Below are 20,954 nucleotides of genomic sequence, written 5' to 3'. Positions count from 1 at the left end.
CGTTAGACGACGGCCCGGATGACCCACCGAACGCATGTCGATCCCCCCGCGGGGATCACGCGAAGGTCGATCTTGGAGTTCAGCGCGTCGGGCGGGCATGACATCGGCTCGACGGCGAGGGCATGGCGATAGGCGGCCCCGCGCGCCGCGTCGGCCGTGTACAGCTGAACCCATGGGCAGGTCTCGTCCAGCTCGACTTCAGCGCCGACTCGCGCGGAGTCGACGAGTCTCACACGGGCTCGGCCATGTTCGTCGCGCACCAGTCCCGTGAACGCGTTGTTCAAGACTGTTCGACCGAGAATCCGTGATGTTTGGAAGTCGCAACCCTCGTCCGTGACGTCGGCGAGCGCCGCCGGGAGGAGGCGATCCGAAGAGGTGAGCATCACCCGCCTTGCCGGTAAATGCAACGCCCATTCGTCGACGGCGCGCTCGCCGGGCGGCCCCGCAACGAGATACGGGTGACCGCCGGCACCGAACGGGGCGGCCTCCCCGGTGAAGTTGGTCGCGATGATCTGCTGATGAAGGCCGTCGCTCTTGACGTCGAAGTGCACGTCCACGCGGAGCCGCCACGGATACCCTGGCTGCGGCTCGATGGTGGCCGTGAGCTGCGCCGATGTCGCGCCGTAGCGAATGACATCGAAGCCCGTCCAAGCCACGAGCCCATGCGACGCGTTGCCAAACTCTACTTCGTTCACCGGCAACTGGTGGACTGTTCCCCCGAACTCATATCGCCCGTCGGCGGTGCGATTGGGCCACGGTGCGAGAACCGCGCCGCGCATCGCTGGCCGCAGTTCATCCGGGTCGAACGGGACGATGAGATCCCGCTCCCGGAACCGCAGCTGCCGCAAGGACGCGCCGACGCTCGAGATCCGGGCGACGTAGTCACCGCTATGCAGCTCGAGCTGCGCTCCGGAGATCCAGCCCGTCACGTTCGGTGTTCGCCGCGCTCCTGCGCGAACAGCAGGAGCTCGGGGAGGCTGGTCGCGAAGTAGTCGGTCACACCGTCATCGTGCCGGGCGACCGGGGGTGTGTACTCGGCGCGCGCCTCTCCCAGCGTCGACGGCGGATCCGTGATGGGAAGTCCACACGCCACCCGGACCGCGTCCCACGCGGCGATCGCCTGGCCCTCCCCTCCTTCCCACGGGTGGAAGACACGGGTGGTCAAGATCTCATGCGCCCGCCGGGTTGCGCCAGTCGACGTGAGGAGGCGCACGTACTCGATCGTGAAGTCGTCACGGGTGAGGACGAGATCCTCGGCTGACTGTAGCCGGGCAAGTCGTTCGTGGGTGGAGTGTCCGAGGCGCTTGGCAAGCTGGTCCTGCTCGTACCGCACACGGGCGTTGAACGGCTCCGCTGCGACGGCCCGTTCGTAGAGGTTCCACGCTTCCCCATCGTCGTGACCGATGTTGTACGCGGCGACCGCCGCGTTGCGGAAGAGCACGGTGTCCACTCGTCCGAGGTCGATTGCGCGCGTCCAATGTGCTCGCGCCTCGGGTCGGCGTCCGTGCGCGTACAGCAGCATTCCCAGCAGTGAATGAGCGACAGCATCCGTCGGATCCTCCGCGATCGCCGATTCGAGCGCGTCGAGGGCGTCCAAGCCGTACGGGAACGCCCAGGTGAGGTCTGTGGCCCGCGCCGCGGCCCTCTGCAGGCATGCCTCGTGGCGTCGTCCGAGGCCAGTAAGGATCGCGGCGGCGAGGTAGTGAGCGATTGGGCGCATGTTCCCACTTCCTGAGACCGGCGCGGTCAGAGCAGATGCCAGCGTTCGCAAAGCCTCGGCCGATTCGCCGGCGTTGCGGAGATCCAGTGCGACGTCGATGAGCATGCCGGCGTCGTGGGCGATGGGCCGCCCGGCGAGCACGCGCAGCATGGCGTCGAGGGGGTCTTGCTCGAGTGCCCGCGCGAGGAGCGATTCCGCCTCGGCGTGAGCGTCGACGCGGCGAAGGAGTATGGCGCGCAATGCGATGCGGCGTGTGTCGTGACCGACGACGTCGAGACTGTCGAGTACACGCAGGGCAGCCCGGTTCCGTCCGCGATACGTAAGCGATTGCGCGAGCGCAAATCCGGCTGCGACCGCCCACGTGCCGTCCCATCCCGCCTTGCCGAACGCGGCCTCGGCGTCTGTAGTGCGACCGAGTCGCCGCTGGACCAAGCCCAGCAGGTAGTAAGCTTCGGCGTCGACGGGGTTGGCGTTCCTCCGTGTGAGACGCTGTAGGGCGAGTTCGATCCGAGTGATTGCCTTCGCGTAGTGACCCGCGCGGTAATCTCGGTCCGCGAGCGCGAGGTTCGTCCGGACATCGCCCGGGTCGCGCTCGAGCGCCTCGTCCCAGTACGCGAGCGGCGAGCGGGTGGGGTGGCGGTACTGGCTCAGATGAACGCCGGTGAGATACAACTCTTCGACCGAGGCCATATCGCCGGGCGCAGCGGGCTCTTCGGCGACCCAAGGTTCGTCGTCGCTTAGGGCGGTGGGGGTCCAGCGAACAAGACGCTGCCCCGAGGCACTGACCAGTTCGACGGCCGGATCGTCGACGGCGACGGATACCGCGATCCGGGCGGGGACGCCGGGCATCACGTCGTCCGTGACAGAGGCGATCAGCTCAGCACCGCTAAAGATCCGCATCACCGCTCCCAGTTGTGGGCGAGTGACAGCGAACGTCGCCACCAGTTCGCGGTCGCGGTCGACGTGGACCGCGGCATCCGGAGTCGCCTGATGTGCAGGACCGATCGCGGGGATCGGGTACCAGTACTGTGTGAAGACCTTCGTCTCGCCCGGGAGGATCCAGCTGAAGTCGGGCTGGTTGTCTGTAAAGACACCCGCCATCAGCTCGACATACGGTCCGTCGCTATCGGTGAGCTGCGCATCCCAGGCGTGGCCGAACGGCGCGTCGCCCCACGTCCATTGCTTCTTGCCTGGGGAGATGCGACGCTCGGCCCAGTGCACGAACCCCGCGCCGACTGAATGGTCGTACCCGCCGAAGAAGTCCTGCTGCGAATCCACGACCATGTACGAGGTCGGTACTGGGATGTTCTTGTACCAGTCGATGCGGTCCGCTCCTGGATCCTCCTCGGCCAACGTCGGATAATCGACGCCGTAATACGTGCGGTCCGCCGCCGGGAACGCGGTCAATGCGCGGCGGGCATGGTCGGCGACGAATCGAACGTCCTCTGGGAAGAACGATTGGTAGTCGTCGTGCACCCGCGCAGCCGCATTCGCCCACCAAAGGAATGTCTGCCGCTCGTCCGTTCGGTTGTGAAGGCGCACCGCCAGTTCCACGACTGAGCTGCCCGCGCGCAGGCGCACGCCATGCTGGGCCGACATCCGGGCGAACGGATCGTGGTCGTGGCACCAGACGGTCACCGAGCCATCCACGCCATGCTCGATGGTTGTCTCAACCGGCAGGTACGTTGCGGGACGATGGTGCTGAGGCCAATTGAACTCGACACCACCACTGATCCAAGGCCCCGCCAGACCTACCAAGGCGGGCTTGATCACGTTGTTGCGGTAGAAGAAGTCGTAACCCGTGGTCTTGTCATAGCCGATGTGGATGCGGCCACCCAGCTCAGGAAGCACGACGAGCCGGACATACTCATTCTCGAGGTGGACGGCCTCCCAATCACGCAACGTCGCTTCATCCGAGACGTTCTCGGTGAAGGGCATCGGATACACCTTGCCGCTGGATCCCTGGTAGACCCGCTGATCCAGGAACATTGGGTAAGCGCTGGGCGCCCCCGCTTCAAACGTGCGGATCGTGAGAGGCGCACGCCATGCCACGGCTGCCCCCCGAGCCAGTGGGGCGCGAAGGTCCGCCGGCGCCTCGGGCAGGACCAGCTTCTCATGCAGGTCGAGCTCGACGTTATCGGCGCCGGCCCCGCTCCGTTCAGCGCTCATCGCCGATCTCCTTTGAGGTTGCGCGGCCGATCCAGGCCTCGGGCATTCTGGTGAGGTTTTACCCGTCGACGCTAAAGGACGCCATCGCCTCGCGGTATGGTCAGACGAGGGAACATCATGGACGAAACAGGGATTGCATCTGATCCGCGCTATCGCATCGATGGCTTTGAGAATCAGCGCCTCTGTGTTGTCCCGAGACCGCAAGTGGAAGCGGCCCTCGAACGGCCAGGGACCAGACGGCTCGTTGTCAGTGACGCAGGATACTTTCCTGTTGCGAGCGGCCACCGTCGCGTGCGGACACAGGGCGCTCGTGAAGCTATCGTGATTCTGTGCGTCGCGGGTTCCGGAACCGTTCGGCTCGCCGGTACCACGTACGCACTGACGCCGTCTTCCTGCATGATGATTCCGGCCGGCCAGCCTCATGAATATCAGGCGTCCGCCGACCAACCATGGACGATCTGGTGGATGCATGTTCGCGGCACGGACGCCGCGGAGCTCACTGGTTCGCTCCTCGGCAGCGCGCAGCCGATGACGAGGCTGCGGTCGGTCGAGCGCGCCGTCGCCCTCTTCGACGAGCTCGTCGGACTTCTCGAGCGAAGAGTTTCGCCCGCACACCTGCTGACAGCATCCGGAATTGCGTGGCTTCTCCTGACGCGATTGGCGGCAGACAGCATTCTGCCCGCCGACGGTTCCCCGCTCGAACGGGCCATGCGCTACCTGGAAGCCCGTGTCGACGGGAACATCCGGGTTTCCGAACTCGCGAGTATGGTCGGACTTTCGCCGTCGCACCTCAGCACACTTTTCCGCCACGCCACGGGCGGCGGCCCCGGCGCGTTCCACACATCGCTCAGAATGGGCCGCGCACGCGCGCTCCTCGACACGACCTCCATGACCGTCACAGAGATCGCGGCCGCGGTGGGCTACTCGGACCCGCTTTACTTCTCGCGGCACTTCCGGAGAGTGCACAGTCTGAGTCCGACGGCCTACCGCGCCCAGCACAAGGGCTGATCGCGGATGCCACGTGCCGGGGTTATCGAAGGCGACGTGCTCGACGCCTTCCGATGCGAGCGGCATTCGGTGGGGACGCATCAGACAGTAGCGGCGGAGGCACTCTGAGCGCGCAACAAGGCGTCATATCCGCCGCCTTGTTCGCCCTGTGATGCCGCGTTGCGTCGGCTTGATGGACAGCGTCGCCATGGTTCTCGGCACCACCGGCGCTGTCGAACGGCGGCCGCCATTGCCGCATGCCCGACACTGCAGACACAGCCCGGCGTCTTCACAACTCCGTAATGGTTGATTGAACGAACGGATCAGTTCGTTCATTCGACGCTGCCAGTCCACCAGCGCCCACGCCGCGTGGTGAGGCGCGAAGTTCGAGCCGAGCACCATCTCCGTCACCCGATGTTCGAGAGCCAACCGGACAGCGTGTTCGGCCAGGGCAAGTGATTCGGCTCCCTCTTCGAACATGCTTTCCAACGGCGTGTACCCGATCCACCCTTCACCGATGATGACGGGTACACCTTGATGCGCAGCCCAACGTGCGATGGCGGCGATCCGTGACTCGATCTCGCGCGCCATGAGCAGCCGGTACTCCCCCATCCGCTCACCGAGCCACGAATCCCAACGCCGCGGGTCAACCCAGTCGTACGTGTAGAGCTGCCGTTGGCTCACAACCGTTGCCCGGTACTTACATCACTGCGCGCGTGGCGCGGACGCCAACTCCGGGGCGTCAGCCCTCAGCAGAGCTCGCAGTTCTGGCCCCGGGGACGTCATCACTGCCACCGCGCAGACGCAACTCATGCTCCATGGCGGAAAGCACGCCATAGCAGTAGACGTGCATCTGCAGGGCGCCCAGCTCCTCGGGCAGTTCCCACATGGAGAGGTGTGGCGGGACAGCCTAACTCACCGTGATCGGCACGTCGGGATGCCGTCGGCTCAGCCACGTGACCGCGGGCATCGCGGCCTCGATCGGCGGGAGCATCGAGGAATCAAACTCGTTGTGCAATTCCAGCAACGCGATCTCTTCTCGCAGCCCACGTCGCGTAACCTCCTCGAGGAGTCGGTCCCACGCACGAGCAAGGAACCAGTAGCGCTCTGCCATGGGGACCGACGCGATGGCGTCGAACCAGCGTGATGATCTCGCCAGCGCGGCGCACTGCTGGTACTCCCAGCTCGACAACAGCACGACCAGCCCGGCAGCTCTGGTCGCACGCAAGAGGTCGAGGAAGCGCTCCGTCAGATCGATGGTGTACCGGCCGGCGCACGTCGTACCAGCGGGTCCGGTGGCCGACAAAGTACTCGTATTCGCTCGATCGCACGAAAGTCACCGGATCCAACTCCGGGTTGAGAAGGTCGACGTGCTGCATCGGGTTGAGGAGGCCAATGACGCCGCTCGCGTCGAGGGGTGAGGTGCTTTGCCAGTTCTCCTGAGCTGCAGGGTTCCTTGGAGCTCTCGATCTCGATGTGCGTCCACTTACGAAGGGTTCACGCCGCGCAGGAGACGGATCTCACTTAGGCGTGGTGACGACGCCGCGCCCTGGCAGCGAATGGTCACGCGAGCCGTTGAACCAGTTCCCTCCACTAGCGAGCTCATCCGCACCGGCAGGTCGAAAGTACGCGTTGCATCGCCGGGCCGGCTCTGGATCTCTCCGATCACGATGTCCGAGACCGCGACCACAGCGTGTCGATCGGTGTCGTGGGCCGGCGCGATTCGAATCCTCAGAATCTCACCAGTGCCATCGAAGTCACTCACGGCGTACGAGAGCTCGCGGTCGGTTTCACGCCATCGTTGCTCGTCCGAGTAGCCGAGTTCGGATTGTGCGATGTGCGCGTCATGTTCGACTTCGCTCTGCTGCTCACCAGGACGCACCAGGTCGATGGTTCTGGCCTCGTCGCCGGCGGCGATTGCATCGATTTCTGCCAGCTCGGCACGTCGAGCGGCGACGTCGCCACGTGTGATCGGGAAGCACAGCGTGTATCGCCGCTGGCCGACCTGATAGAACGGCAGTAGCCGTACATTCCTCCCGTCCGCGGCGACGATCTCGGCACCTCCGCCGTGAAACTCGGGTTCCAGTCGGCCCTCGTCGAGGATCGGGGTCGCTGCGAGGGGTGTGAGTGCTCCGCGAGCAACGTGGCTCATGCGACTCGAATCGGCAACCAGCTCGGTTGCGTGAATGGGTTCCCCGATGCCGACGAGAACGGCGGCACCGTGGAAGAGGCTCACCCAGTCCGAGCCGTCGCCCAATCGCTCCGCCCGCAGATCGGCAGGCAACCGGACAACGATTGCATCACCGTCGGACCACATGCCGGTGATGCGTGCGCGCCGAGTCGACGTATCGGCGTGCACAGGCCTCGTTCCCGCGTCCACGTAGGCACCCGATGACCAATGCGGAAGCCGCAGGCAGATCGTAGCCATCTGGGGCGAGTCGACTCGAACCACGAGGCGCGCGACATCCGAACGGGGCCACTGGGTGTTCAGCTCGAGCACGAGTCCCGGCCAGGCGAGGATCCTCGAGGCGATATACATGTCGATCTCGATGCGGCGTTCTTCGGCATCCACCCTGCAGATCCATCGCCCGTACTCGGCATGGGCTTCTAAGCCTGTTCCTACACAGCACCAGAATGAAGTTTCGACGTCGGAGACGACCCGATAATGGTCCGGTCGCAGCGGTGTGAAGTACGCGAAGCCGGGCACAGTGGTCTCCACGCTCGTCACGAGATGATTCAGCAGGCCTCGTTCGACGAAATCGATCGCGGCGTCGTCGATGCCGCCGCTTCGAAGCGCGGCCAGCCGGATCATGTTGTATGTGTTGCAGGTCTCCGGACCTTGCCGTGACTCGAGCGCGCCGGTGAAGTCCGATGACGGATGGAAGTGTTCGCTCTCTCCGTGTCCACCGATGGGGGTGCTGCGGTTGTCCACGACATCCGCCCAGAACGTCTCGACAATCTCGTCCATGGCGATGTCGTGACTCACCGATAGCAGCCGCGCCGCGCCGATGATCTTCGGTATTTGGGTATTCGCGTGCAGACCGTCCAACACGCTCGCCCTACCGGCGGCCAACTCGATCAGGACAGGATCGTCGGTGAACCTGGCCGCTGCCTTGAGGAAGACCGGATCCCCGGTTCGCGCGGTGAGTTCGACCAGCCCGCGGGCGAAGGCACCGTACTCGGTCCGCAGAATCAGTCCGAACTGTGCGGTCGTGAGCTCGGCGGTTATGCGAAGCCACCACCGCGCGAGGCGTTCCGCGACGATCAGCGCCTCGGAGTTGCCCATCAGGTCGGCGACGTCGAGGAGGCCGGTCAGGAGCTTGTCGAGGTTGTAGAGCGGCACCCACTTGCCGTTCAGTTCGAACGCGCCGGCCTGGATTCTGCCAGCTGATACGTCGGTCCATGCCTGACGTCCGCCGGGGGTTCCACCGATGTATCCGTCGCTGCCAGCGTCCTGACATCGGTGTAGCACGGTGACCATGTGCGCGGCTCGCTCGCGCATCCGCGGATCGCCGGTCGCGGCGCCGAGACGCGCGAGCCCTGACAGCGCGTGTCCCGCTGTGTGTCCATCGAGCCCATCCTGCTCCCAGCCGGGGTACGACGCCGTCGCTGGTTCGAGGCCGGCCTCTCGGATGTACGGCGTGAGCAGCCGGTCTACGTCGAGGGCCAGCAGATAGCTCAGCGCAGCGCACTGCGCGTCGCGGAAGATGCTGTCGAGGAGCAGCACATCACCGATTTCGGGCTGTCGCATCTTTGAATCACCCCTCCTAATACGGATTCTCTGTACGCAACCTCCGGGGTCTACGCATGTCTCGACGTGCCTAGACGCCCGGAGCGCGCGTCTGCTTCTGACCGCCGGCGCTGATATGGCGATAGCCGCGCACCATGGCATGGCTGCGCCAGCACGCCGGATCGCACGTAGTTCCTACTGCACCGACCATCCCCCGTCAGAGGTGAGGATCGCTCCGTTGATGTTGACGGAGTCATCTGAGAGCAGGAAGCAGATTGCCGCCGCGAGGTGCTCGGCGGTGGCGACGGTCGGGATCGTCTGGTGGAACGGGGCCAGACGGCTCAGGCCATACTCCGAGGTGTTCGCAGGCATCGGAATGCCGGTCGCGACTCCGCCAGGGGCGATGGCGTTCACCCGGATGCCCTTCGGCCCGTACATGAAGGCGGCGGACTTTGTGACGCCGATGACTCCGTGCTTGCTCGCGGTGTAGGCGTTGCCTGATGCGTTGCCGCGCAGTCCTGCCTCACTCGACACGTTGAGGATCGCGCCGTATCCGGCTGCTTCCATACGCGGCAGTACCGCGCGCATGAGCTTGAAAGGCGCAGTGAGGTTGACGGCGATGACACGGTCCCATACGGCATCGGGGGTTTCGCCGGCAGGCGAGAAATCGTCGTTGATGCCGGCGACGTTCGCGAGGCCGTCGATCTGAGTCCCCGCGGCCGCAATGACACGGTCGATAGCCGCTTGTTGTGTCAAGTCGCCTGCCACGGTGACGATATCGGCCTCCGGAAGCTCGGAGCGGAAGGCTTCGAGCTTGTCCACGGCGACGTCACAGGCGATCACCCGTCCGCCCTCGCGCGCGATGCGTGACGCCGTGGCCTTGCCGATGCCGGATGCGGCGCCTGTGACGATGATGGTCTCACCCGCGAAGCGACCAGGAGTAGGCCGCTCGGTCCACCCGGCGGCACTGGTCTCCTCGGGGATCTCTCCGCCGTTGGCAGCTCGCACCAGGTCATCCACCACGGATTGGGGCATCGCTCCCTGGCTCATCGCGACGAGCTGTTGCAGGGGGAGGCCCAGCACGGGTGCCAGCGCTTCCGGGGACGCACCGGATTGTGCCAACAGCGCACGGACAAGGTCACCCCCCACGGGGTCGGCCAGCCAGTCGCCGATGGAGGATTGTGCAGTGAGAGCCATGGTGTCTCCTTGTTCGTCGCAGATCCCGGCGGGAGGGTTTCGCACCGGTGCGTCCACTTATGCGTCACACTATACCCCGCTACTCTCAGATGGTGCCCCGCCCTCGAAGTGAGCTAGCGCGCCAGTCGGTGCTCGCTGCGATGCGTCGATCGGTCTGGAATGGGGGCTACGAAGCGGTCACGATCGAGGGTCTTGCCGCGGAAGCGGCGGTATCGAAGCAAACTATCTACCGCTGGTGGCCGACTAAGGCAGCGATCCTCGGCGAATCGCTCCTGCAAGGGGACCTCCCGATCGCACCGTCGGACCCCGTTCGAACGGGCGACCTCGGCACGGATCTGCGTGCATGGCTCACGGTCGCCGGAGTGCATCTAGCCCGTCCCGAGAACATTGCGCTGGTTCGCGCACTGATCGCCGTGTCTGCGACAGATCCCGATCTGGGCGCCGCGCTGAATGAACGCTTCACACGTCGAACCATGCGGTGGATCATCGACACGATCAACCACGCCCGCGTCGCCGGTTCCGTCCGCGCGGACGTGGATGCCGCGGCCCTCGGAGACCAACTCCTCGCGTCGGTAGCGTACGCGGCTCTGCTTGGCCGCCCTCTGGACGAGTCCGGGGCCCAGCACATCGTGGACCTACTCCTGCACGGAATAGCCGTGGACCCTGCTGAGGTGGCTCGCAGAACAACTCCGTGAGGTTCGCGAGGAGTGCCGATAGATCATCACGACGATGGCGATTTCTCCCGGTGCGACGAGCCAGCTCCATGCCACCCGCCCATCATCGAACCTCGTCGAATCAGCGGGCACCTCCCCACGAGGATGATCCGAGGTTCACTCCAAACTCCCTTCCATTCCCGGAACGACATCAGCAACGTCCCTGCGTCGGTCGATCACGCCCCGGGGAGGCGAGGTCGCACCGACGCAGGGATGCTCCAGATAGAGGCATCTCAGCCCGTTCTCACGAGCGAGAGAAGGTCGACCGTGACGGGCTGATTCCCTGTCGTGCTCTTTGCTTCGATACGGATGGTCGCGTTGCCGGCTGCAGTCTGGATGCCCGCCAGTGAGAGGTTCTGCCAGCCGCTTGCACCGGTGTTGAGGTTGAGCACGTTCCGGTCGCCGTTGGGTTCGACAATCACGGCGCGTGCGTACTCAACCCCGAACGTCGTGCTCGCTTTTAGCGCGAACGTGTACGTCCCGGCTGGGAGGTTCACCACTTGCTCGACAGCACCGGAGTATGCGGTCGCGGCGTTTAGCCTCAGCCCCCACCGCGTACCGTCCGCACCGGGCGATACATTGCTCACGAAGGTGCTCGCGGACCCGGCGTCAGGCTGGTTCGTCCAACCGGTGAGCGTGGACACCGCAATACGGTCAGCCGCGAAGTCGGGGTTAAGCGCGTAGTTGTTGGCCGGACCAACGCGCCACTCGCCAGTGGTCGCATTCAGCTCCCACTGGCTGAGGGAGTTGAACTCAGGGGTTCCGTTGTTGTTCGTCAGGGGCACCCACTGGTTGTAGCCGATGCCGTTCCAAGCGAAGTCCGCCCACCGATCACCTGCGTAGATTGTGGTGGTCTTCGTGGTTCCCTTCACGGTGATAAAGAACCCGCTCTGGGTAACGTGGCTGTAATCCATCTCGGTGCCCACCATGACGGACTCCGCTGAGTACGTGCCCTGGATGGCCGAGCTAGTCGACTGGATGATGTGGGTCACCGAAGTGTTCCACCCGTGAAGGTCCGAGGCCGCCATGAAGTAGCGGTTACCCATCCGGAACATGGCGTTGCCTTCGCGTCCGGACCCGGGAACATACCCGATTTGCACACCGGGCTCGGCCGAGAGCGAGTCGGCCGGCGCGAGCCTGGACACGAACCCACGGTTGCGGCCCGAGCTGTTGGAGAAGATCAGGTAGTCGACACCGTCCTCGTCTGTGAACACGGTCTGGTCTCCAGTCGCCTTGGTGGGCGAGTTGACGATCTGCTCCTGCAGGTTGCCGTACTCAAAGTCGTCGACCGGCGAGTCGCCTTGCAGAAACAGGACTGCTCCGGCCTGAGTTCCGGTCGGGTCGAACGGCTGAACTGCCTGCACGACGATGACGTATTTTCCGGTGTTCTCGTTGTAGGCGACGCCGAGCCGCCCGACCCACGTGGCATCGCTCATCTCGTCCATCATCGCGAAGTACTGGCCCTTGCCGCTGGGCACCGCGAGCTTGGTTGACCCAGTAACGACATCCTTCTCGAATTTCCAGTTCACGAGATCTCTTGACGAGTACACGGGGATGGACACGAAGTCGACGTCGTTGCCGTAGGTCTTCGTCGGGTTCGCTTTGTAAAGTGCAGCGCCGGAATACCGGACTCCATACCAGTAGTACGTATCACCGAACTTGAATACGCCGCCACCCTGCGAGTAGATGGGGTTGCCGTTGGTGTCGTGCCACCATGTGTCGTTTGTAATTGGCTGATAGGTGCCGGGGGACGTGGTCACCAGTGCCGCGGCGGCGTTCTGCAAGGCGTTCTTCGCAGTGGCGATGTTCGCCTTGGTGGCGGAACCGTTGCCGATGGCAGCCTGAGCCTGGGTGATGGCCGTCTGGAACGGGCTCCAGCTGGCGGACGTGTACTGCGAGGACGCTCGGGTCTGGTAGTCAGCGATCATGTCGCGTAGGCCGTCGATCTCGACGAGGGCGGCGAGCGCCGTCTGCAGGTCGACGCGAAGTTGTTCCCGGCTCGCCGGGGTTCCGCTGTTGCTGACCACCGCAGTACCGGCAGCGGTCCGGGCGGTGGAGAATGCCGGCCACGATGAGGTGGTGAAGTCCGCAGCGACTTTCGCGGTGACGGAGTTGTAAAGCCGGGACAGGTCGTCGACGATGGGACCGGTCGCCGTACCGGTGGTGAACGTGGCCCACCCGTGGTCGACCCAGCCGTTGGCTTCCACCCGCACCGTGTGCGGGCCGTCTGTGAGACCGGCCTTGGTGAACAAGAGTCGGACAGTGTTGTTGTTCGGCCCTTGGTAGGTGACCTGCCCGACCTGGATGTCGTCGACGAAGACGGTACCTGTGCCGTGGTCCGTTCTCGTACTGCCGTACAGATTCAGGGTGTGTCCGGTGAAGGGGATCTCGAAGAACGATCCGGTCGTCGCCCAGTGGATACGAGTGTTGCTCGACCATGCACCGGAGTAGTAAGTCTGCTCCGGTGTGCCTCTCGTCGTGGTGACTGCGTTGTGATCAACCGTGACTGTGACATCAGCGGCGGCGGCCCGGGGTGCCACCCCGTTCACGCAGACCAGCGCAGCAAGGATCGCGAGGATACTGAGTAGGGCGATTGTTCGCGGACGGTTGGTGGTATCGCTAGGCATGTGGTTCTCCTGTTCACTCCGATGTGAATATCGACACACGGTCATCATCGGGGCCAGGGGGTGCCGCCAGCCATGCTCGATTGGACGAACTCCCTAGACAAATCAGCGATGCTGACACTCACTCCACCGGGGTGAGCTCGAGCCAGCGCACCCCGTGCGGCGGTATGGTGACGACGAGTTGGTGCTCGGCGTCCCAGCTCTCAGGATTGGCAGCCCACAGGTCTCGGACCCGCCAGCGCGGCCCGCGCTCGTCGAGCCCGACGAGTGAGTCAAAGGGCAGGCTCACCTGGTACGGGTCGTTGCCGGTCCAGAAGACGGCGACGTAGCGACGGTTCCCGGCCTGCTGATCACATCCCCACACGATGAGCTCTCCGCCGTCGGCGGGTTCGCGCAGGAGTTCAGCGTTGGACGTGGTGCTCGCCAGCACGGCCCCCAGCGTTGGGTTGGCTAGACGAGCCAGTGTGGCTTCGTCGGTGTGGGGAAGGTCTGCTCCGACCATGAGCGGTGACCGTCCCATCGCCCAAAGTGTGAGCATCGTCTGCTGCTCGTTGGGCGTGAGTCGCGAGTCGCGAGGCTCGCCGCGTTCCGCACGCACCCCGATTCGGCCGACGGGCAGCATGTCAGCGTCCGCCCAACCGCCCGTCTGTTGGTGCCGGGCCCAGTGCGCGAGCCTGGCGAACTGGGCGTGAACATCCTCCCAACGGTCCCAGAGATCGTCGGAGATGCGCCACAGTTGCGCGTTCGCCCGAAGGTGAGGCAGCAATCGAGGCGACAGTTGCGTCCCGGGTGACAGGGAAAGAATCATCGGGCGACCACTCCGCAGGATCGCTCGCTGGTATGCCTCAATATCCCGCGTAGCGTAGGGCGCGAGCATATCGTCGGCCTTGATGTAGTCGACGCCCCAGTCGGCGAACTGATCCACCTGAGAGTCGTAATACGCCTGCGCGCCCGGATGGTCCTGCTTAAGGCCTAGGTTGTCCGGATTCCAGGCGCACACGTGCTCGGGGTCGGCGACGTCGCGGGCAGTCCACTCGGTACCGAGGATCGGAAGGTTCAGATCGACGGCTCGTCGCGGGATGCCTCGCATGATATGTACCCCGAACCGTAGACCCATCGAGTGGAGCCGTGCGGCAAGTCTCGCGAATCCGGCGCCGTCGGTGGCTGACGGGAAACGGGCAGGTGCGGGCAACTGTCGACCGTACCCGTCCAGCTCGATCGGAGACCCAGCGTTGTAGCCGTGGGCTTTCGCATGCGGGTCGTACCAGGCGATGTCCACAACAACCGTATTCCAGCCGGCGCCGGACAGCCTGTCGCGGAGAACCTCGGCGTTGGCGAGTACTTCCGCCTCGGTCACGGTGGTTCCGAAGCAATCCCAGCTGTTCCAACCCATCGGTGGAGTGGCCGCGAGCACGTCAATCGTCGTAGTCACTGATGCTCCGTTCGCCCCGACTGTGGAACCGAGTCTCCGATGTGATGAGGGTGATAAGCCATGTCGAATCGTTGGGCACCTATGGAGGATTCGCCGAAGATCCACCACAGGCTCACGGTGGGAGCATCGAGACGTTGGATGTTGCTATCGCCCGCTGCGATCGGGCGGCGACGCATCCAATGCACCCGATAGGCGCAATCTGCGGCACTACATCGACCGCATGGGCGACCCGTGGCGAGAAGCGCGGTTCCGGTCCAACGATCTCGATTCACTGGTGGTCGCCACGAGGGTTGTGAAGTTAACGGCATTAACTATACGATCGGCTTTCGTGAGCGACCCCGTCGACTCACACTACGGAAATCAATGACGATGAAAGCCTGTGGGGGTTGCGGTCCGTGACCGATCCACACTGGCGGAGTGGAGATTCGGTGGCGGACCCGATCTGGAGTTGGACCGCGTCCGAGACGGCTGATGCTGTCAGGAATGGTCTGATCAGCGCTGTCGAGGCAGTCGAGTCAACGTTGCATCGGGTCGACGAGGTGGGTCAAGCTGTAAACGCTCTCGCTTCCGTTCAGGCAGACGCCGCGCTTCGGACAGCCAGAGCGCTGGACGCGCAGCAGCGCGCTGGCGAGGATCTGGGTCCGCTTCACGGCGTGCCCGTGACGACCAAGATCAATACTGACCAGGCCGGCCTGCCAACGACGGATGGCGTCGCGGCGTTCCAGAATCGCGTAGCTACAACCGATGCGCCGCACATCGAGAACCTTCGCTCCGCGGGCGCAGTCCTTCTGGGTCGGACTAACACACCGGCATTCTCGATCCGCTGGTTCACAGATAACGATCTCCACGGCCGCACGCTGAACCCGTGGAACGCGGACAGGACCCCGGGCGGATCAAGTGGTGGGGCCGCCGCAGCGGTGGCTACGGGCATGGGGGCACTCGCCCAAGGCAATGACTTGGGTGGCTCCATCCGTTATCCGGCGGCTGCGTGCGGAGTCGTGGGCCTCCGCCCCACACCTGGCCGCATCCCCCGGTGGGCGGGCCCAGGAGACAACGACATGACCCTGGGGGCTCAACTGATGTCCGTCGACGGGCCGATCGCGCGCACCATTGCGGACGCCCGACTCGGGTTCGCCGCCATGGCAACGGGGCATTATCGGGATCCGCAATCCGTTCCCGAGCCTGTGGCTCCAGTCTCGCTGGGATTTAGACGGGTGGGCGTTGTCCGCGACATCGGAGTCTCCCCCCTCGACCCTGCGGTCGATGCAACCATCACTGCAGCTGCACAGTCGCTCCGTCACGCCGGCTATCAGGTACAGGAGGTGCAACTCCCCCTCTTCGAGGAGGCATGGCGGCTCTGGTGGCTGGTCGCGTGGGGGCTTGACTTCTACGACCTGGTTCCGCTGATCGAGGAGTACGGAGACGGCGCGATCCGCGAGTCAGCCCGCAACCACTTCGCGTTCATCGACTCGATCCATAAGGATCGAAGCCTCATCGCTTACCAGCGCGCGTACGCGCGGCGGGGAACGCTGATGCGGGAACTCGACACGTTCCTCCGCGACTTCAGCGTGTTGCTGCTTCCGGTCTCGGCGGAGCAGACGTTCGAAATCGATGCCGACGTGGCCGGCACTGATCGCGCGGAGGAGGTCTTGCGAGCTCAATGGCCGCTCATGCCCCCGGCGTTCCTCGGGTTCCCGGCGCTTTCCGTGCCGGTCACATGGGTCAACGGGATGCCCATTGGCGTTCAGTTGCTCACTCGGCGCTTTCGGGAGGACCTCTTGTTCAGCGCCGGGGAGGTCCTTGAGGCACATCGGCCAATGTTCACGCCCGTGACCCCGGCCTACTTGCGGAGCGCATGATGGTCCAGGTCCTGACCCGCCTCTTCAGCAGGGGGTGCATATGGGCGCCGTAGGTGTGTTCGCGATGTCCGTGCTGAGCACCTTCGCCCTTTACGCGCTCCTCGCTTGGGGACTTGGTCTGATCTTCGGGCAGCTCAAAGTGGTGAACGTCGCTCATGGTGATTTCGCAGTGGTCGGTGCGTACGTGATGGTCGCACTGACACCGCACGTGCCGTTCGTCGTAGCGGTGATCGCCGCGGTGGTCGTCGGCACCATACTCGGAGCACTCAGCGAACGTCTGTTGCTCTCTCGGCTCTATGAGAGGGGCATGTTGGCGACCCTGCTGGCGATGTGGGGGGTCGCGATCGTGATTCGCCAAGTGATCGAGGCCATCTTTGGTCCTGGCGCTGTGTCCGTTGAGGCTCCGATCGGTGGCACGGTGCCCGTTCTCGGGGCGCCGTATCCGACCTATCGCATCGTAGCTGCCCTCTCCTGCCTCGCCGTGGTCGGCGTGTGCGTTGCGGTCGTCTACCTGACGCCGCTCGGGCTTCGGCTGCGCGCGTCGATTGACAACCGCGCGATGGCGGCATCGATGGGTATTCCTCCGCGCCTCATGATCACCGGAGCATTCGCCGCCGGTACAGCACTCGCCGTCCTGGCGGGCGCACTCTACAGTCCGATGATCGGAGCCACTCCGGCCGGTGGGGTGAGCCTTCTCGCTCCGATCTTCTTCGCTGTGATGCTGGGGCGCCCGGGCTCCATGGTCGGACCGATCGCCGGAGCACTGGTGGTCGCCATCTTGGACGTCACCCTTCGGACGTTCCTGCCTGAAACGGCAGCGGGCATCGTCTTCTATCTCGCTCTTCTTGTCCTCATCGCAATTCGGCCGCAAGGAATCAGTTGGAGGTTACGCAAATGGCACGCAACATCACGCACGAGCGGATGAGAATATCCGCCGCTCTGACGGCATCCGCCGCCGGCATGCTCGTTCTCGCCGGATGCGGCGGATCGTTCACACAAAGCAGTGCGGACAGTCCCGACGTAGCATTCTCGATCGGTGTCGTCGCGCCCCTGACTGGCGTGACATCGCTGGAGGGGAAATCGATGGTCCAGGGATTCGAGCTGGGTCTCAATTATGTCAACGACAACGGTGGCGTCCTCGGCAAGGACGTCGAATGGGAGGTGCTCGACGATATGAGCAGCGCCGCTACCTCGACTCAGGTGGCGCAGCGATTGATCCGAGAGGATCAGGTCGATTACCTGTTCGGAACGATCGCGGGAGACTCCGGGGCCGCCGTGGCCGCGGTGGCCCGAGATGGCAACGTGCCATTCTCAAGCTCGATCATGGGCACCATTCCGTTCTGCAGCGCGCATTACTGGCCGTTTGGCGTGACGGAACCGATGCTTCTCAACGACCTCGTGAGCGAGATGGTCGCGACATGGGGTCCCCGCGTCGCGTTTGTGGGAAATGACTACTCCTTCCCGCACCAGTATGCAGACGCCGCCCGGGAAGCACTCGCGGACGCTGGTGGCGAGTTCGTGCTCGAGGAGTACTCCCCCCTCGGCACAACGGATTGGCAGCCGGTCATCTCGAAGATCCAGAGCGCAGACGCTGACTGGGTCCTCGATGCGGTGGTGGGTGGCGATGCTGTCGCCTTCGCTCAGCAGGCCGAACAGTTCGGCGCCCTCGACAACAGAGGCTTCACCGGCACAACCCACCAGCAGGAGTTCTTCTCGTCCATAGGAGGGATCATCGAGGGCGATCTCACTGTCCTGCCCTACACGGACCAGCTCGACACCGAGGAGAACGCCGCGTTCGTGAAGGCTTACCGCGAGGCATACGACTTCGAAGGGCCGATCCCTGCCGTGGCGGCGAGCTCTTATGCAGCCGCCCTGTTCATCGCCGAGGCTGTGAATGAAGCGGGATCCTACGACCCTGACGCAATCAGTGCAGAAATGGGGAAGCTAAAGTTCACGGGCGTCCTCGGGGAGGGCAGCTTCAACCCCGATTCGCATTACTGGTCGCAGAACATGTTGGCCATCGAAGTTGGGCCGGACGGGGAGTACACCATCGTCAAGGATCTCGGCGCTGTCGCGGACGAACGGCCGAGGGATTGCGGATGACGCGGTCCGCGAGAGTGACAACGCGCAACATCGGCTTCGCTGCTGTCGCGGCGGCCGGACTGGGTCTCGCCCCGTTCGCGCTGCAGCCGTTCGCGCTCGCGCTGCTCTCACTCGGGCTCGCATACGGGCTATTCGCGTTTGGGTTGGACATGGCATGGGGAAGGGCGGGCGTAGTCAGCATCGGCCACGCCGCCTTCTTCGGCCTGGGAGCTTACGGTGTCGCCATCGCCGAACGGTTCGGTGCACCCGCAGGTGTCGGGGGCGTGATCGCGGTTGTGCTGGCGATCCTCCTTGCGCTAGCCGTGAGCATGGTCGGGCTGCAGGCACGGGCGACCGTTTCCACGATGGCGATACTCACCCTCGCGCTGACCCTGCTTCTCGAACAAATCAGCCGATCATGGATCCCCGTGACGAACGGCAGCAACGGACTCTTCGTCTCTTCGCGTGGCCTGATAGCCGACTACTACGTGACATTGATCATGGTTGTTCTGACTGTCGCCATCGTATGGTCGGTCGTACTCCGCGGGAAGTGGGGCCGTCGGTTCCTCACGGTCTTTCTCAACAGTCAGCGCGCAGCTCACCTCGGGGTCCCGGTGCGCCGAACCATGATGCTCGCCTTCGCACTGAGCGCCGCGATCGCAGCACTCGCCGGCGTGCTGGCGGCACCCGTGATGGGCCTCGTCACTCCGGCCACGACAGGGATCGCCCTTTCCGCGCAGGTGCTCGTATGGCTGGCTGTCGGCGGTCGGGGCACGATCATCGGAGCGTTCTTGGGCGCAATCCTGATCACGATGGGATCCCAGTACCTCGGCGACGTGCTCGGCAGCGGGTACCTCCTCGCGCTCGGAGTGCTCTTCCTGCTGGTGGTGCGGTTCGCGCCCTCCGGACTCGTTGGTCTTGCCCAGCGAATCCTCGGCGTCCCCTCTCACCTGCAGGCGCTGCAGGGCGCATGGTTACCCACCGTGGAACCCAGGGAGACGGGGACAGCAACGGGGGACCACAGCGTTCAGACGAACGACGTACGCAAGACCTTTGGTGCCACACCCATCGTGCGGGGCGTGAGCTTCGCGGCGCGTTCGGGCGAGAGCGTGTGCATCATCGGCCCTAACGGCGCCGGCAAGACCACCTTCCTCAACGTCGTCGCCGGAGATGTCGATGCCGACTCCGGGTCGGTGTATATCGGCGGCGAGGACGCCACAAGGTGGCCGGTTCACCGGAGAGCCCGGGCAGGCATGGGCAAGGTCTTCCAGATCCCGAGTGTGTTCGCGGAGCTGTCGCCGGCGAGCAACATCACCCTCGCCCGCGCCGAATCAGCCCATCCGTCTGCGCTTCCCGTTCGGCTTCAGCGATTTGAGGCTGATGACAGTCGACCGGCCTCGAGCCTGCCTCTCGCGGACCTGCGGGCGCTCGAACTGGCCTCGGTGCTTGCGTGGAGCCCCCGCGTCATCTTGCTCGATGAACCAGCGGCGGGTTTATCTCATGACGAGTCCATGAAGCTCGCCGGATTACTGCGTGAGTCAGCCAGGCATGGTGGCAGCACTCTCATTGTCGTCGAGCACGACATGGAGATCGTGCGAGAGCTTGCGGACCGAGTCGTGGTGCTGGCTGACGGCGCCATCCTCACCGAAGGCTCGCTGGACGAAGTCGCGGCCAACGAGGATGTCCAATCGGCGTACTTGGGGAGAACATGAACCGCCTGCACCTGAACCAAGTGTCTTCCGGCTATGGCAGCACGAGGGTGCTCCGCGACCTCGACTTGAAGCTCGAGCCGGCCACCGTCGTTGCTTTGCTGGGCCGCAACGGCATGGGAAAGTCGACCCTCCTCAAGACCATCGCGGGGCAACTGCCGCTCCTGTCAGGGGCGCGGGAGATCGATGGCACTTCGGTATCGCGTCCTGAGCAGGCCGCGCGCGCAGGGCTTTCGTTCGTGCCCGATGACCGCGGCGTCCTGCCGTCCCTCACCGTGGAGGAGAACTTGCGCCTCGCACGCCGTCAAGGCTACAAGCCCAACGTTGACGTAGCCGAGTTATTCCCCGTTGTACGTGAGCGCTCGAGGGTGAAGGCGGGCGACCTGTCCGGCGGCCAGAAGCAGCAGGTCGCAATCGCCCGCGCCATCGTGTTCGGAACGCGGCTCATCATTGTTGATGAGCTCTCTCAGGGGCTGCAGCCATCACTTGTGCGCGACGTCCTGGGAGCGTTGCGCACCCTCGCGGAGGCCGGCGTGAGCACATTGATTGTCGACCAGAGCCCGGAGCTGCCCATGGTCTACTGCGACCGGATCCTGGGAATGAGCAAGGGCGAAATCGTTCTCGACCGATCCAGTTCACAGCTGCGCGCGGACCCATCGCTACTAGAGGATCTGTTGATCGTCTCGTGAGACCCCCGCGCGAACGACCGGACAACGCCGCTGGTGACGCGCG

At 64.5% G+C, this 20,954-nt stretch carries 15 protein-coding genes; 7 read left to right on the top strand and 8 right to left on the bottom strand.

Annotated elements, in window-relative coordinates:
* Positions 1-2 precede the first annotated feature (2 nt).
* Both AC3ANN_RS01290 and AC3ANN_RS01285 read right to left on the bottom strand, forming a co-directional pair.
* Entirely contained in the window at positions 3-929 is a 927-nt protein-coding gene (locus AC3ANN_RS01290) for an aldose 1-epimerase family protein (RefSeq protein WP_488339207.1), read from the bottom strand.
* Complete coding sequence (locus AC3ANN_RS01285) at positions 926-3,889, bottom strand: DUF5107 domain-containing protein (protein WP_488339206.1); 2,964 nt, start codon at positions 3,887-3,889, stop codon at positions 926-928. The genes AC3ANN_RS01290 and AC3ANN_RS01285 overlap by 4 nt, the downstream gene beginning before the upstream one ends.
* 96 nt (positions 3,890-3,985) lie before the next feature.
* On the opposite strand from AC3ANN_RS01285, the gene AC3ANN_RS01280 reads away from it, so the two are divergent.
* Complete coding sequence (locus AC3ANN_RS01280; RefSeq protein ID WP_488339205.1) at positions 3,986-4,897, top strand: helix-turn-helix domain-containing protein; 912 nt, start codon at positions 3,986-3,988, stop codon at positions 4,895-4,897.
* 123 nt (positions 4,898-5,020) lie between these two features.
* Here AC3ANN_RS01280 and AC3ANN_RS01275 read toward each other — a convergent pair whose 3' ends face one another.
* The 4 genes from AC3ANN_RS01275 to AC3ANN_RS01260 form a co-directional block, all read right to left on the bottom strand.
* Positions 5,021-5,467 (bottom strand): hypothetical protein, encoded by a 447-nt coding sequence (locus AC3ANN_RS01275; RefSeq protein ID WP_488339204.1) that lies wholly within the window; start codon positions 5,465-5,467, stop codon positions 5,021-5,023.
* Between the two features lie 319 nt (positions 5,468-5,786).
* A complete protein-coding gene (locus AC3ANN_RS01270; protein ID WP_488339203.1) occupies positions 5,787-6,182 on the bottom strand; it encodes a hypothetical protein in 396 nt (131 codons plus the stop codon).
* 180 nt (positions 6,183-6,362) lie between these two features.
* Entirely contained in the window at positions 6,363-8,627 is a 2,265-nt protein-coding gene (locus tag AC3ANN_RS01265; RefSeq protein ID WP_488339202.1) for a beta-L-arabinofuranosidase domain-containing protein, read from the bottom strand.
* Between the two features lie 174 nt (positions 8,628-8,801).
* On the bottom strand, positions 8,802-9,803 hold the full coding sequence (locus AC3ANN_RS01260; protein ID WP_488339201.1) for an SDR family NAD(P)-dependent oxidoreductase: 1,002 nt from the start codon (positions 9,801-9,803) through the stop codon (positions 8,802-8,804).
* Positions 9,804-9,931: 128 nt separating this feature from the next.
* Between AC3ANN_RS01260 and AC3ANN_RS01255 the strand changes: the two genes are divergently transcribed.
* Positions 9,932-10,498 (top strand): TetR/AcrR family transcriptional regulator, encoded by a 567-nt coding sequence (locus AC3ANN_RS01255; RefSeq protein WP_488339200.1) that lies wholly within the window; start codon positions 9,932-9,934, stop codon positions 10,496-10,498.
* Between the two features lie 251 nt (positions 10,499-10,749).
* On the opposite strand, the gene AC3ANN_RS01250 is transcribed toward AC3ANN_RS01255, so the two are convergent.
* Together AC3ANN_RS01250 and AC3ANN_RS01245 are read right to left on the bottom strand one after the other, a co-directional pair.
* Entirely contained in the window at positions 10,750-13,143 is a 2,394-nt protein-coding gene (locus tag AC3ANN_RS01250; protein ID WP_488339199.1) for a family 43 glycosylhydrolase, read from the bottom strand.
* A 118-nt stretch (positions 13,144-13,261) separates the two neighbouring features.
* A complete protein-coding gene (locus AC3ANN_RS01245) occupies positions 13,262-14,572 on the bottom strand; it encodes an alpha-galactosidase (protein ID WP_488339198.1) in 1,311 nt (436 codons plus the stop codon).
* Between the two features lie 395 nt (positions 14,573-14,967).
* On the opposite strand from AC3ANN_RS01245, the gene AC3ANN_RS01240 reads away from it, so the two are divergent.
* The 5 genes from AC3ANN_RS01240 (at position 14,968) to AC3ANN_RS01220 (ending at position 20,911) form a co-directional block, all read left to right on the top strand.
* Positions 14,968-16,431, top strand: a complete 1,464-nt coding sequence (locus AC3ANN_RS01240; RefSeq protein WP_488339197.1) for an amidase — start codon at positions 14,968-14,970, stop codon at positions 16,429-16,431.
* Positions 16,432-16,495: 64 nt separating this feature from the next.
* Positions 16,496-17,356, top strand: a complete 861-nt coding sequence (locus AC3ANN_RS01235; RefSeq protein ID WP_488339196.1) for a branched-chain amino acid ABC transporter permease — start codon at positions 16,496-16,498, stop codon at positions 17,354-17,356.
* Positions 17,326-18,534, top strand: coding sequence for an ABC transporter substrate-binding protein (locus tag AC3ANN_RS01230; RefSeq protein ID WP_488339195.1), 1,209 nt, complete (start codon positions 17,326-17,328; stop codon positions 18,532-18,534). The genes AC3ANN_RS01235 and AC3ANN_RS01230 overlap by 31 nt, the downstream gene beginning before the upstream one ends.
* Positions 18,531-20,225: a branched-chain amino acid ABC transporter ATP-binding protein/permease gene (locus AC3ANN_RS01225; RefSeq protein ID WP_488339194.1), complete on the top strand. Its 1,695-nt coding sequence runs from the start codon at positions 18,531-18,533 to the stop codon at positions 20,223-20,225. The genes AC3ANN_RS01230 and AC3ANN_RS01225 overlap by 4 nt, the downstream gene beginning before the upstream one ends.
* Positions 20,222-20,911: an ABC transporter ATP-binding protein gene (locus AC3ANN_RS01220; RefSeq protein WP_488339193.1), complete on the top strand. Its 690-nt coding sequence runs from the start codon at positions 20,222-20,224 to the stop codon at positions 20,909-20,911. Before AC3ANN_RS01225 ends, AC3ANN_RS01220 begins: the two co-directional genes overlap by 4 nt.
* The last annotated feature ends 43 nt before the right edge of the window (positions 20,912-20,954 follow it).

It is taken from the genome of Microbacterium sp. STRO-2N, from assembly GCF_057747775.1.
This window is presented reverse-complemented; position numbering and strand designations above follow the sequence as displayed.

Excerpts from the sequence above, each read along its gene's own strand:
- AC3ANN_RS01275 (WP_488339204.1), bottom strand. The coding sequence starts at position 5,467 with ATGGCGCGCGAGATCGAGTCACGGATCGCCGCCATCGCACGTTGGGCT.
- AC3ANN_RS01220 (WP_488339193.1), top strand. The coding sequence starts at position 20,222 with ATGAACCGCCTGCACCTGAACCAAGTGTCTTCCGGCTATGGCAGCACG.
- AC3ANN_RS01230 (WP_488339195.1), top strand. The coding sequence starts at position 17,326 with ATGGCACGCAACATCACGCACGAGCGGATGAGAATATCCGCCGCTCTG.
- AC3ANN_RS01250 (WP_488339199.1), bottom strand. The coding sequence starts at position 13,143 with ATGCCTAGCGATACCACCAACCGTCCGCGAACAATCGCCCTACTCAGT.
- AC3ANN_RS01225 (WP_488339194.1), top strand. The coding sequence starts at position 18,531 with ATGACGCGGTCCGCGAGAGTGACAACGCGCAACATCGGCTTCGCTGCT.
- AC3ANN_RS01285 (WP_488339206.1), bottom strand. The coding sequence starts at position 3,889 with ATGAGCGCTGAACGGAGCGGGGCCGGCGCCGATAACGTCGAGCTCGAC.
- AC3ANN_RS01265 (WP_488339202.1), bottom strand. The coding sequence starts at position 8,627 with ATGCGACAGCCCGAAATCGGTGATGTGCTGCTCCTCGACAGCATCTTC.
- AC3ANN_RS01260 (WP_488339201.1), bottom strand. The coding sequence starts at position 9,803 with ATGGCTCTCACTGCACAATCCTCCATCGGCGACTGGCTGGCCGACCCC.
- AC3ANN_RS01280 (WP_488339205.1), top strand. The coding sequence starts at position 3,986 with ATGGTCAGACGAGGGAACATCATGGACGAAACAGGGATTGCATCTGAT.
- AC3ANN_RS01235 (WP_488339196.1), top strand. The coding sequence starts at position 16,496 with ATGTCCGTGCTGAGCACCTTCGCCCTTTACGCGCTCCTCGCTTGGGGA.